The organism is Legionella cardiaca (genome assembly GCF_029026145.1).
Lineage (GTDB): Bacteria > Pseudomonadota > Gammaproteobacteria > Legionellales > Legionellaceae > Tatlockia > Tatlockia cardiaca.
The window spans coordinates 2846239-2859122 of record NZ_CP119078.1 but is presented as its reverse complement, the minus strand read 5'-3'; the positions used below and the strand labels follow the sequence as shown (position 1 = coordinate 2859122).

Below are 12884 nucleotides of genomic sequence, written 5' to 3'. Positions count from 1 at the left end.
TCTAGCCTTCAGCGACATCTTTTAGGTCAGGCTTATAAATTTTATCCAAGTGCTTAATTAAACGACTTAAAACAATTTTCTCTTGTTCGTTAAGTTCTTTCACCTCTTCACCTGCGTACTTTGAATGACTACGCAAGTTCATTATTCTTGCTTCGTAAAGGTTAGCTTCCCCTGTATTCGATTGAGGCAGCAGCTCGCCCCACCGTTTGAATCCAAGAAAAATAGTCGTTTTTTCCAAAATGTTCCGCAGGTAATTGAAATGATATTTACTTAACTGATTGCTATTGAGGGCTTTTTCTAATTCTGATTTTAGGTGCAAGTGATAAGAAAAAGACGAGTCATCAGGTTGTTCTTCAAGCTTTGATAGTCCATCCTCATTCTTTACGAGGCGATATTTCTTGAAATTTTTAGCTTTATAACCTGTATTTTTATCATCACTTCCAAGTTCATTCTGTAATATATTATAAAAAAGTGGGTTGTGGGTTGTGATGATGAACTTAACTTCAGATTGGTTTCTTCTAATAAGCTCAGCCAGATCGACGGCAAGCTCAATCAAATGATTCTCATCCAGTGAACTTGCCGGATCATCAATAAAAACATACTTAAGTTCATCAAATGGCGTAGGCTCGGGATAGTCAAGATCGACTTCGCTAAGCGCTTCAATTATTAGATCAATCAGAGTATAGAAAATACTCCAGATAAAGCTACTTTCTTCACCTTTGGATATTTTCAGGTTGCCCAAGTGTTCATTGTTACCCCGTTCAAAGGAGAAAGTCACTTCTGAAAACGCTTTTACTGTAACCTCTTTTCCATCTTTGTCTTGATTTTTATATTCTTCATTAAAGCGAGGAGTAAGCTTGTCATTTGTATAACGCTGAAAATTGGCAATGATATTTCGATCTTGTCCTTGTTCTTTTAGAATCCAGTCGGTAAATGAGTTGGGCTGAATTTTTAGCTTGGGTTCAGCATCACTTTCTAAATCATTATCCCAATAAAACAAGTCTTCCGTAAAGGCGTTGTAGTAGAGTATTTTATTGCGTGACGACTCAGGTTGATCTATTTCCTCACTTCCCTCCTCGCTATTATTTTTTGGTGCAATTAGTTCCTTAAAGGCTCGCGAAAGGCGTGTTTTACCCGTACCATTAAAAGCATAGATCAACTGCACTTTTTTATTGGCGTTTTTTAGTTGCTGTGCTATTTCCCTTAGTGTCTGGCCCATATCAGTCCGCTGCCTCACACTCCGGTTTCGGGAAACTCAACAACAAATCGCGGTAATATTCATATTGCTTCTGGCGCAATGCAATTTCGCGCGGCAAGCCTTCGCTGATAGAGTTGGTTAGAGCGTCGAATTTATCCAAGGTGGCGACGATGTGTGCTTTTTCTTCAGGTGAAGGATTTGGAATTTTAATGCTGTTTAAGTTCTTCTGATTTAACTTTGGTTGAGCTGCCCCCGAGATGTATGGTGTTAAGTCGATACTATTTAGATAATATTCAACATACCGACGCTCAACATAAGTATTGAATTTTAGTATATGAGCGTGGTTATTTACCCAACTTTTGCCGCTAACACTAAATGCTATTGGCGTACTCCTTGCCAGCAAATTTGCGCCATCTTCTGAAACAAGTAAGAAGTCACCATCAAAAATATAGTCTTTTACATAGTCAACAATTCCAGATGCGCCGTAATATGGAATTTCACCAACTTCTCGTAATCCACTCGTTACTGGTTTCCGCATCGAATCAAGATTCTCCGCCAGTTCCCCTAACGTCTTCCACTCAACTTCCCCTTCATCAAAACTCAATAACTGGTCGCGATAGTAGTTGTATTGTTTTTTGCGGGCATTAAGCTCGGCGGTTAGCTCGGCGGTTAGCTCGGTAAAGGCGTCCAAAATGCGGACTATTTCTGCTTGAATTTCTAGCGATTTTTTGGGGTTTTCTGGGCAGGGGATGGGCACGATTATTTTAGCCAGATCACCGCTAGAAACTCTGCGAACCTTCGCCCCAGATATATATTTTCTTTTCTGGGCTTGAAATCCTTCCGTTAGAAAATAGTGCGCTAAATACTTAACGTTTTGTTCATGTCGAAATAGCATCATATCACCAGAAATTGCGGCTTGCCTTCCCAACCATGCGAGAGGCTTCACAACGTCCTCATCATTTTCTGACGTTGTCGCAAGCAAAAGGTCATTCCTGTTCGCTTTTCTTAATTTTTTCGCTAACTCTTCTGATACATAAGTAAAAGTCTCGTCGGCTGTCAAATTGTATTTAGTATGAATTTGCCCATAATGTATGGCAGGAAATCCAGTTTCAATGAAGTCTTTTTTTTGCAAACCATTACCACGTATGAATTCGCCAACTTCTCCCAGCGCCTTCCACTCCACCTCAACCCCATCGAGCAGTTTTTTTATATAACTCATATCGCTCATGCCCGAACCTCTTCGCCTTCGATTTCTGCAATAATGGCATCAATATCGTTACGTAGCTGGTTGATCTTAGCAACAGTATTTTTAATCTCGGCATTGAGCTGGGTAATGTCCACCACTTCGCGGTTATCTTTAGCCTCCACATAACTGCTCACCGACAGGTTGTAGTCGTTGGCAGCTATGGTTTCAAAAGGTATGGACTGGGCGAAGTGCTCCACATTTGCTTTGCTATCAAATACCTGCATGATTTGTTCGATGTGCTCATGGGTAAGCGTGTTGGTATTGGTTTCTTTTTTAAATAAACCACTGGCGTCAATAAATTGGGTGGAGGTATCAGTTTTATGTTTGGACAACACCAGAATATTCACCGCAATAGTGGTGCCAAAAAACAGGTTGGGTGCGAGTGAAATGATCGTTTCCACATAGTTGTTATCCACCAGATACTGGCGGATTTTTTGTTCGGCACCGCCACGGTAAAAAATACCGGGGAAGCAGACTATGGCGGCACGGCCTTTACTGGATAGGTAACTGAGTGCATGCAGCACAAAGGCAAAGTCAGCTTTGGACTTGGGCGCTAATACACCCGCTGGGGCAAAGCGATCATCGTTAATCAGGGTTGGGTCATCTGAGCCAATCCACTTCACCGAGTAAGGCGGATTAGAGACGATGGCATCAAAGGGTTTGTCATCAAGAAAGTGTGGGTCTATTAAGGTATTGCCCAGCTGTATATTGAACTTATCGTAATTGATGTTGTGCAAAAACATGTTCATCCGTGCCAGGTTATAGGTGGTATGGTTGATTTCCTGACCGAAGAAGCCCTCTTCAATAATATGGGCGTCGAAGTGCTTTTTGGCTTGCAGCAGCAGTGAGCCGGAACCACAGGCAGGGTCATAAATTTTATTGACGCTGGTTTGCTTGTGCATGGCAAGCTGGGCAATCAGCTTGGAAACGTGCTGTGGGGTAAAGAATTCTCCACCGGATTTACCAGCATTTGCGGCATAGTTGGAAATCAGGAATTCGTAAGCATCGCCGAACAAGTCAATCTGGGCGGCATCACTTTTTTCATAAAAATCATGACCAAAATCCAAACCTGCTACGCCTTTCAATACCGCCGCTAAGCGACTGTTTTTGTCTTTAACGGTATTACCGAGTCGGTTACTGGTGGTATCGAAGTCGGCAAACAGACCTTTGATGTCGCCTTCGGAGGGATAGCCATTGGCCGAGGTTTCTATAGCAGAAAAAATCGTGGCCAAATCGGTGTTCAGGTTTTCGTTGCTGTTGGCGTTTTTAGCAACATTGGCAAACAACTGGCTGGGGTAGATGAAGTAGCCCTTAGTTTTTATGGCATCGTCTTTGATGTCTGGCGTGATAACATCATCGCGAAGCTCGGCGTAATGAATATTATCGTCATCTGCTTCAATATAAAGGGCAAAGTTTTCGCTGATGAAGCGATAAAACAGGGTTCCGAGGACATATTGTTTGAAATCCCAGCCGTCTACTGAGCCACGCACCTCGTTGGCAATAGCCCAGATTTGGCGTTGTAGGGCGGCACGTTGTTGATTACCTGTCATTTTATTTTCCCGTGTAAATTCTTTTGCTCGTTGCCGTTAAATATCTTATTGGATGATCATTATCTTTTAACGGGCAACCTGTTTATTTTGAGGTTAGTTCAAGTAGCTCGCCTACTTGGCATTCAAACAGCAGGCACAGCTTCTCCATGGCTTTCAGGTCCATTTTCTGGGCCGTTTCTTTATAAAGCAAAGTTACCCTGGCACGGCTCAAACCCGTTTCTCTGGCAACGTCGGCAATACGCATCTTGCGTTCGCCCATCATGCGAGCGAGATGGCAGCGAATCATGGTTGTGCCTCTAACATTGATATTAAAAATAGTCCCCGAGTATATCACCAAGTAAAAATTTGCTTAGCATTTTGTGAGTTAAAATTGAATTATGTAGGACAAACACTAAAAAGTGGTTTAGTAGAGCTTGACCGCATATGTATAAATACTTTTGCATTAATTTTGAACTATGATTAGAAAGTACTTCCTTTGTTATAGGAAAAAATCATGAAAAAGTCTTCTCACGTTTCAAAAAAATCAACCAAAGAAAAAATGCAGAAAGAACATTTAAAGAATGTTTCTGGAGGAAGTGGAGCGGCTAGGCCTGGCGATTTCCCCCCTGAGACTATACCATCGGCTCCACTAAAGCCTCCGCCAAGAGGATAATCTGGGTCTTTAAATGGCAGGTTGATTAGGCATCTAATCCAGCTTGAAATGCTTAAGAAGTATATTTTATAGGACCTAAATCATGAAAAAACCTTCCAAAAAACCCTCAAAAAATAAAAATAAAGAAACTGTAAAAAACGAGGACTTAAAAAATATTTCTGGTGGCCGTAGAGATCAGGACTCGGATTGGGGGTTGCCCCAACATCCACCTTTTCCAGGTGGAGATCTGCCTTGGTTAGACAAAAAGTAGACTTATAAGCCATGCGAAAGCTCTGATCATCATATTGTGTAATGAGGCGACTTTAACTGTCGCCTCATAGCTTAACGACGCGTATGGTCTTGCGAATATTTTTTCTTTCAATCTATTTCTTAGTGACAATTCCTACCTTAATTAGGCTATCCAAAAATAGATGGGTATTAATAACCCATATAGTGTAAAAATGCGTACGTAACCTCATCCTCACACAAGTTTATTATTGGATAATAATTATGCAGAATTGGGAGGATATAGTATGCAAGCCAGAGAAGAGCGATCTGTTAATTCAGATAGTAACTCCAACAACTTTGTAAAAGGGATATTAGATGCTGCCAGATCTAAAGAAGCTATGGCTTATATTGAGCAAAAATTGAAAGAACAAGGCCAGAGCTTATTACGATTATTATCACGGGTGGATGATAATCATGTAATCAATTCCATGCTAACCAACTCATTTTTATCCGCCCCTTTAAGACAAGCGGTCATCGGCGTATTCGCTAGTGCCTATCGTACCTTAGACCCAGTAGTTGTTAGAGGAAACCAATTACGGCCGATACCTTCTAACGAGGCCAATCAATTTATGGAAAGGGCGATTTTTCTATTGAATAATAATTTAACTTCAGGCGCTAATATTGCAAATCAACTTCAATCTAAAAATCGCAGTTTATTTGAATATTGTTTAAAACTTTCAGATCCTAAAATCATTGCTGCTATGTTTAAATGCTCTCATGTGGGAAAAATGCTTCATCCAACAGAGAGACAAATATTAATTTCGCAATTTAATGAGGTCTATAATAATATTCAAAGCCCGCGGCCTTCACCTGCAGCCAAACCGCAATTAACGCCCAAACAGGCAAATGATTTGTTAGCTGCAATGTTTGCTGAACCTTTGCTTGAAAAAGCCATTGATAAAGTTCAAGAGAAACTTTTGCATCACAACTTATTTGATATCTGCTCAAAAGCCAACGATCCTGCCTTGATTAGAAAAATCTTTCTCCGCGAAAACCAGGCTTTTTGGTCACGGTTAAGCCCACAACAACGATATAGTGTATTCCAGACGCATCGTGATATTTATGAAAAATTAGTTCACGACTACAATCGGCAACAAAGTAGTGCTCCAAACCAGCAGGATATTTCTACACCTCCATTTAACATGGGTGAAGAAACGGACCCTTATGCAATCCTGGGTTTAGATGGGGATGAATTATCTTCTATGAATGCAAACGAGGCAGAGGAAAAAATAAAGTCTGCCTATAAAAAGATGGCATTAAAGCACCATCCTGATAGAAATCTCGGAGACGAAGAGGGCGCAAATGCGCGTATGAAGCTAGTAACCGGTGCAAAAGATTTTCTAGTAAAACCTGAAAATAGAGAAACCTGGAAAAATTGGAAAAACGCTCAACAAAGTGAAAGTCCTAGACCTGGTCCTAGAATGTAAAAGAATCGCCAGTACGATAAATATAATGTGGTTTAAACAATTAAACCACATTACTATTTTGCAAATACTGAAAAAATACAAACTATTAAAGTGACTGCAAGTTAATTTCTACCACGGAAGAACTTTAATCACCGTGGTTTCATAAGCGTAACAATTCCATTCTGTTTTAACGCCACTAAGTAAAAAGTTAACTTGATTAATTTGCTCAAAGACGGCGTTAGTGTGGCGGTCTAAAACACATATTTTATTAATACCATCCATAGTGATGTATAAGGTAATAGCATTGGCTGGGACTATAGGAGGAAGAATATAAACTTCATTTCTATGTTCCAAGGCCATGGGTAGCCCTTTAATGAAAATGACGGCGCCTGAAGATATGAAACTCATGCTCATAAACCATAAAAACAAAATGGTTTTCATAGCCATCCTTTGCAAACCATGGTTGATTATATTATATGCAATATGTGCTAATTTTTCATGGTTCGAATTCCCCGCAAGCTATACTTAAGATAATTACATAAAAAAAGGGACAGTTATGAAAACTTATCAGAATCCTCAACCTCATGCTGTAGAAAGGATTAATAAAACCTTCAATAAGCCTGGCGAGCATCAAACGAGTAAAACTAATAAAAAATCAGCGAAGTTAACCAATAAAGAAATTTATAAAAATGAAGCTGAAGAAAAAGCATGGGAGCATGTTTTAAAAAGAAAATAAAAATTTGTTAATACAGGTGCTAAGTAGCGTGAGTCTTTGTCTTGAAATATCTTTACATTTTTGAACGATTTATTGAATTTTTAATGACCATGTTGTTATATCAGGTTTTATGCCTGCGGGGGCGGGAAGCTCCCCCAGGAGCAACCTTTAGCTTCATTAGATGAATTAGTTCACCAAGACGATGCAAGAAAGAAAAATATTAATGCAACAAAAAGCGGATGCATTCATTGTGATGCCTGAGGTTTAGGTACTTTAGAAGAGGCTTTTGATACCTGGAATGCTATCAAGATGGTGTTTTAGATAAACCCATTGGATTTTTAAATATTAATGGTTATTTTGATGGATTATTTTCATTTATAGAAAGCGCAGAAAATCAAGGATTTCTCTCTGGGATACACGCAAAAATACCTAAAATAAATACCAATCCAGCATTATTAATCTCTGAATTGTTAACCTGCAACTTACTGAAGTCAGAGGTTAATGTTCAATAACGGATTTCTAAATCTACCCCCCCATAACAGAGACAATATCTGTCATTGGTGTTGCAAGGGCAGGGATATAGTCTTGTAATAAAATTTCATGCACCACGGGTCCTCCATCCATGGCATGGAGGCTCAAAAGAGAACTATTATTTGTTCCAGTACCTGTACTAATCGTAGTAATGTCAACAAGGTCTTCTAATTCAGTGGCATTAGGCGAGATACCACCAAAGATGTCTTCAAAAAATAACAGCTTATCTCCTTTCTCAGTATTAAAATCAAGAATGACATCGCGCTCGGGTGTAGCCGTATTTAAAGAACCCTGATCGAAAAGATAATTATTGGCGCCTGATTTACCTATCATGACATCCTCCCCTCTACCGCCATAAATGTTGTTATTAACATTATCCTGGCCAATGAGTAAATCATTACTGACAGAGCCGTTAATAGTGCCGTCTGTGGCTGCCTCAAAGACATATAATGCGGTTATATTTTCATTAGAATTTAAATCAAGTGATCCTAAGTTTTGTAAATCAAGAAGGCTTAAATCAGTATAGTTGGCATTAACGTAATCGAGCACGGTATCTGTTGCGCCGCCATTATCAAGACCGTGGTCTGTGCCATCAAAGTACAAACTAAATTGCCATTGCCCGGTGCTATCTTGTGCGAAACGGTAAATATTATTACCAATTAAATCCAGATCGGTCGGTAAGGCGCTAGCTAAAATATTACTGACTAAATTAGCATCCAATACGGGCGTTAAAATATTATCTGCTGTTACACCTAATTGATTGACAAGAGTTTGTATATCAGTACTCAAATTTAGATCTAAAACAGTCTGGTCATCAAAGAAGGAAGTATCCAGGGTTAGATTTAAATTTAAATCTGGACGTAATTGCTGGGAAAAAGATAGTAAATAATCACCATTATTTAAACGATGCAAGGCATCAATAGAAATATCATACACGGATAAATCATGCGTTGTTCCAACATCCAATTGTGACATTAAATCTGTGGTAAGTGTATCGATTCCCTGGGTAATGGTATCGCTACCGGCGGCAAGCGGTGTCAACACATTTTGAGTTAAGGTCATAGCATCCTGAGTAAGCGTTGAAGCAGCTGCCACACTAATGCCTTCCAGGGCAAATATTGCGGCATTAACAGGATTATTAAGCTCTGTTAAGACACTATTTAAATCAGCATAGATACCGTCGATTACGGGGGTTAAATTATCAGTTAATTCTATCTGTAGTGAAGTGATTAATGTATTTACAGAATTTAGTAGGTCGCCTACCGTCCCCAGTAAGAGGGCAATCACGCCGCCGACTGCGCCATTTGGCTGTAACTCGGTATTTAAATTTCCCAAAATAACTTGTAAAGCCAGTAATTGGGTTTCTAAGGACTCAGCTACTTCAGTGGTTACAGGAGAAAATAAATCATTTATAGAGGTATCGATACTGTTAGATAAATCAGTGTTTATAACAATATGGGCTGAAATATCTTCGATACCGATATTCTCTCCCGCCAATACCAGACTATAGCTGCTTGTATCAGGATTAAATAAAACAATATCCTGATTAGTAAGAATACCGATACCAGGCAATGAACTTTGATTATCAAGTGTCATCAATAAACTGCCTGAATTTAAGTCTCCTTCAGGGATAACAAATAATGATTGTATGCTCGCTGCGGCTGAGAGACCCTGACTTAAGCCATCGAAATAAACGGAAAAAGTCTCTCCATCCCACGCCATAATATTATAAGGTTGCGCGGTGACTGCTCCAGGGAGATTAGCCATCGATACTAATGCAAATAAGACACTACCATTTTCCAGTACATGGAGGGCAGTGATTTCATTGTTGGTTACGGTTCCGTTGGTCAGGGTAGCTAAATTAAAAGACTCATAAAAAGTACCATTATTCACCTGCAATAGAGTTTGTGCATCATAGGAGCCGCCCACTTGTCTTTCATTACCGCCACCGCTTGTGCCGAAGAAAATTGTATCGATTTGGGGAGCATCATGAGAAAGGGAGAATGCATCAACATCCTCAATAATATTATCGGACAAATCTCCCAAGAGACCACTGCTGGAACCTAAACCATAGGCACTACCATCCAAATATAAATCGAAAGTATCGATATTCCATGGGCTTGCAGCACTGTCTCTGCTAATTGTATAAATATCTTCACCCCGTAGAGTTAGTGCGTAAAGAGGGTCGAGAGGATCGGTAATCACACCGGCAAGTAAATCAATTAACTCTACATCTAATAATGAAGCCACGGAAAAATACAATGAATTACCATCGACATCGATAGCATCAATATCAAAAAACTGCAGAACACCCCCACTTCCCAGCAAGGCATTAATCGCATTGGCAAGAGCAGAGCCCGGATCTAAAGCGGCTAAATCCACAAGTGCTTGTTCGAGCAATTCATTACTCCAGCCTAAGTCTTCCGCTCGAAAAAATACATCAGTCGAATCTGATTGCCATGCTCCATTTACTCGTTGAATAGAGTAAATATCGCCACCCTCACCAAAAATTCCTCCAGGAATATCAAGGTTAAGAAGAGTAGTTAAGTCCACATCGGTTAAATTGGATAAAGAAAAATAGAGTGTTCCATTTTGTAGGTTGCCATTATAAGCCAATCCATCAATCATGAATTCTTGAATGATGCCGGGTACATTCAATAAACTATCATCCAAACCCGCATCAGTAAGGCCATTAAGGAATATTTCATAGGTATAATAGCCTCCTTTTTGTCGAGTAGCTAAAATGACATCTTCATTATTAAAAGTTAAATTACCGAACGTATCTGTGGTGGCATCATAAGTAGGTAATTGTCCTCCCGCCGTTGTTGTAAATAATAAATTGCCTGCTCCTAAATCATCCACGGCATTAATGTTATATCCTAAAAGCGCTAATTGAGTGGATACAGGCAATAAGCCAAATAAGGCAGAGGGAGATGCATTCTGATAGCTAATAAAGTTTTCACTGCCGTTAAATGCTCTTTCATAATAGAAATCATTGATTGAGCCATTATCAGTTAAGCGAACCACGTCAGTGTTATAAGCCACGCCTTCTTGTGCAAGAATCAGTGACAAAGCATTCTCAAAACTGTCACCGGCTAATGATCCTCCAGGTGCAATTAAACTGTTAATTAAACCAGTAAGATCGCCCTGAACGGGATTTAATGCACTCAGTCCGTAAGCACCTTCGAAATTAGGAAGAGTAGAGGTTCCTGATGTTGACAATAAAAGCGAATCTCCTGAGCTAGTAAATTCAAGAACATCATTATCGATAATAACTGTCTCAACACTATCGCTTTGCGTATCAACCAAAACTGCTTCAAAACTATTGTTGTTATCGATTACGGAAGAAATAGAAACAGTAAAAGGTTCATCGCTTTCTAGCAAAGTGTCATCTAAGGTTTGAATGGTAAAAATTGTACTGCTGCTACCAGCAGGAATGACGACGGATACCACTCCGGTAAAATCGCTACCGTCTTGAGCCACGCCGCTATAAGTTAAATTTACGGTGATAGAACCACCCGCAGGAACGGTTTGACTTAAACTGACGGTATAATTGGTGGTTACTTCCCCTTCGATGACATTTGCAGGTCCAATAATACTGACCAATACTTGATCTTCAGGCCCAGGAGGATTATCAGAACCAATTTGATCGGTGATGGTGGTTGTGACTTCATCCGCAGCAGGGTTTGCGGTTATTGCTTCGAAACTGTTGCCATTATCAACAATGGAGGCAATGCTTACGGTAAAATTTTCACTGCCTTCGGCTAAGGCATCGTCCAGGGTTTGAATGGTAAAGGTTGCACTACTGCTACCTGCGGGAATGACGACGGATGCTACACCCGTAAAATCACTGCCGTCTTGAGCCACGCCGCTATAAGTTAAATTTACGGTGATAGAACCACCCGCAGGAACAGGATGACTTAAACTGACGGTGTAATTGGTGGTTGCTTCTCCTTCGATGACATTTGCAGGTCCGGCAATACTCACTAATACTTGATCTTCAGACCCAGGAGGATTATCAGAACCAATTTGATCAGTGATGGTGGTCGTGACTTCATCCGCAGCAGGGTTTGCGGTTATTGCTTCGAAACTGTTGCCATTATCAACAATGGAGGCAATGCTTACGGTAAAATTTTCACTGCCTTCGGCTAAGGCATCGTCCAGGGTTTGAATGGTAAAGGTTGCACTACTGCTACCTGCGGGAATGACGACGGATGCTACACCCGTAAAATCACTGCCGTCTTGAGCCACGCCGCTATAAGTTAAATTTACGGTGATAGAACCACCCGCAGGAACAGGATGACTTAAACTAACGGTGTAATTGGTGGTTGCTTCTCCTTCGATGACATTTGCAGGTCCGGCAATACTCACTAATACTTGATCTTCAGACCCAGGAGGATTATCAGAACCAATTTGATCGGTGATGGTGGTTGTGACTTCATCCGCAGCAGGGTTTGCGGTTATTGCTTCGAAACTGTTGCCATTATCAACAATGGAGGCAATGCTTACGGTAAAATTTTCACTGCCTTCGGCTAAGGCATCGTCCAGGGTTTGAATGGTAAAGGTTGCACTACTGCTACCTGCGGGAATGACGACGGATGCTACACCCGTAAAATCACTGCCGTCTTGAGCCACGCCGCTGTAAGTTAAATTTACGGTGATAGAACCACCCGCAGGAACAGGATGACTTAAACTGACGGTGTAATTGGTGGTTGCTTCTCCTTCGATGACATTTGCAGGTCCGGCAATGCTCACTAATACCTGAGATTTAAAATCAATAAGAGTAGGTGAGCCAGTTCGATCGACGATGGGTATACCAAGTGAGGGGTTTAAAAAATTACTTTCAACAAATTTTAAGTCAAAGCTAGATAAAAAAGGAATGTTAAAAAAAGTTGATTCTGGGAGATTATCAATAATTCTTAATTCATAATAGAAGGTAGGGTAGTTGGCAGCTAAAGAACCTTGTGTGTAATAGGGATCGATAATTACAAAGCTAAAACCATCAAGATTTTCAATTTCTTCTGCTTTATTAAAAATATCCGTCCATATTCCTATTGAGGAAGCTTTACTGGGTGCCCAAGTAAAAAAATTACTTTGAACTGTGGTGGTTAAACTGTTTGAGCTTTTAAAAAGGTACGTAGGAAAGGCTTCATTAAAGGTTGAATTATTATAAGCGGGTTTTGAATAGCTCAACCCATAATATACTGGCGGAAAATTTAATAATTTTACATTATTAAATTCCTGTAAATACAGTTGGCCCATAAGTTTCCTTACAAATCAACCTCTTTAAAACATATCCTTGTTTTTGTATTTACGTTT

11 protein-coding genes are annotated in these 12884 nt (G+C 40.1%); 5 read left to right on the top strand and 6 right to left on the bottom strand.

Annotation, left to right across the window (positions count from 1 at the left end; all coding sequences use genetic code 11):
- Position 1 precedes the first annotated feature (1 nt).
- The 4 genes from PXX05_RS12480 to PXX05_RS12465 form a co-directional block, all read right to left on the bottom strand.
- Positions 2–1219 carry an AAA family ATPase gene (locus PXX05_RS12480; RefSeq protein WP_275088520.1) on the bottom strand — a complete coding sequence of 406 codons (1218 nt, stop codon included), beginning with the start codon at positions 1217–1219 and terminating at the stop codon, positions 2–4.
- 1 nt (position 1220) lies between these two features.
- Positions 1221–2426 carry a restriction endonuclease subunit S gene (locus tag PXX05_RS12475; protein ID WP_275088519.1) on the bottom strand — a complete coding sequence of 402 codons (1206 nt, stop codon included), beginning with the start codon at positions 2424–2426 and terminating at the stop codon, positions 1221–1223.
- A complete protein-coding gene (locus PXX05_RS12470) occupies positions 2423–3994 on the bottom strand; it encodes a type I restriction-modification system subunit M (RefSeq protein WP_275088518.1) in 1572 nt (523 codons plus the stop codon). The genes PXX05_RS12475 and PXX05_RS12470 overlap by 4 nt, the downstream gene beginning before the upstream one ends.
- Positions 3995–4076: 82 nt before the next feature.
- On the bottom strand, positions 4077–4328 hold the full coding sequence (locus PXX05_RS12465) for a helix-turn-helix domain-containing protein (RefSeq protein WP_275090517.1): 252 nt from the start codon (positions 4326–4328) through the stop codon (positions 4077–4079).
- A gap of 159 nt (positions 4329–4487) precedes the next feature.
- On the opposite strand from PXX05_RS12465, the gene PXX05_RS12460 reads away from it, so the two are divergent.
- The 3 genes from PXX05_RS12460 (at position 4488) to PXX05_RS12450 (ending at position 6340) form a co-directional block, all read left to right on the top strand.
- Positions 4488–4646, top strand: a complete 159-nt coding sequence (locus PXX05_RS12460; RefSeq protein WP_275088517.1) for a hypothetical protein — start codon at positions 4488–4490, stop codon at positions 4644–4646.
- Positions 4647–4728: 82 nt separating this feature from the next.
- Positions 4729–4896 (top strand): hypothetical protein, encoded by a 168-nt coding sequence (locus PXX05_RS12455; protein WP_275088516.1) that lies wholly within the window; start codon positions 4729–4731, stop codon positions 4894–4896.
- A 262-nt stretch (positions 4897–5158) separates the two neighbouring features.
- Entirely contained in the window at positions 5159–6340 is a 1182-nt protein-coding gene (locus tag PXX05_RS12450; protein ID WP_275088515.1) for a J domain-containing protein, read from the top strand.
- 108 nt (positions 6341–6448) lie between these two features.
- Here PXX05_RS12450 and PXX05_RS12445 read toward each other — a convergent pair whose 3' ends face one another.
- Entirely contained in the window at positions 6449–6760 is a 312-nt protein-coding gene (locus PXX05_RS12445; protein ID WP_275088514.1) for a hypothetical protein, read from the bottom strand.
- Positions 6761–6875: 115 nt separating this feature from the next.
- Here PXX05_RS12445 and PXX05_RS12440 point away from each other — a divergent pair, with 115 nt between their 5' ends.
- Complete coding sequence (locus tag PXX05_RS12440) at positions 6876–7055, top strand: hypothetical protein (RefSeq protein ID WP_275088513.1); 180 nt, start codon at positions 6876–6878, stop codon at positions 7053–7055.
- Positions 7056–7327: 272 nt separating this feature from the next.
- Complete coding sequence (locus tag PXX05_RS15100; RefSeq protein WP_338034442.1) at positions 7328–7546, top strand: LOG family protein; 219 nt, start codon at positions 7328–7330, stop codon at positions 7544–7546.
- Positions 7547–7559: 13 nt separating this feature from the next.
- On the opposite strand, the gene PXX05_RS12430 is transcribed toward PXX05_RS15100, so the two are convergent.
- Positions 7560–12827 carry a beta strand repeat-containing protein gene (locus PXX05_RS12430; RefSeq protein ID WP_275088512.1) on the bottom strand — a complete coding sequence of 1756 codons (5268 nt, stop codon included), beginning with the start codon at positions 12825–12827 and terminating at the stop codon, positions 7560–7562.
- Between the last annotated feature and the right edge of the window lie 57 nt (positions 12828–12884).

Bases quoted from the DNA above. Each gene is read 5' to 3' on its own strand.
- PXX05_RS12475 (WP_275088519.1), bottom strand. From the start codon at position 2,426: ATGAGCGATATGAGTTATATAAAAAAACTGCTCGATGGGGTTGAGGTG.
- PXX05_RS12480 (WP_275088520.1), bottom strand. From the start codon at position 1,219: ATGGGCCAGACACTAAGGGAAATAGCACAGCAACTAAAAAACGCCAAT.
- PXX05_RS12450 (WP_275088515.1), top strand. From the start codon at position 5,159: ATGCAAGCCAGAGAAGAGCGATCTGTTAATTCAGATAGTAACTCCAAC.
- PXX05_RS12445 (WP_275088514.1), bottom strand. From the start codon at position 6,760: ATGAAAACCATTTTGTTTTTATGGTTTATGAGCATGAGTTTCATATCT.
- PXX05_RS12455 (WP_275088516.1), top strand. From the start codon at position 4,729: ATGAAAAAACCTTCCAAAAAACCCTCAAAAAATAAAAATAAAGAAACT.
- PXX05_RS12460 (WP_275088517.1), top strand. From the start codon at position 4,488: ATGAAAAAGTCTTCTCACGTTTCAAAAAAATCAACCAAAGAAAAAATG.
- PXX05_RS12470 (WP_275088518.1), bottom strand. From the start codon at position 3,994: ATGACAGGTAATCAACAACGTGCCGCCCTACAACGCCAAATCTGGGCT.
- PXX05_RS12440 (WP_275088513.1), top strand. From the start codon at position 6,876: ATGAAAACTTATCAGAATCCTCAACCTCATGCTGTAGAAAGGATTAAT.
- PXX05_RS12430 (WP_275088512.1), bottom strand. From the start codon at position 12,827: ATGGGCCAACTGTATTTACAGGAATTTAATAATGTAAAATTATTAAAT.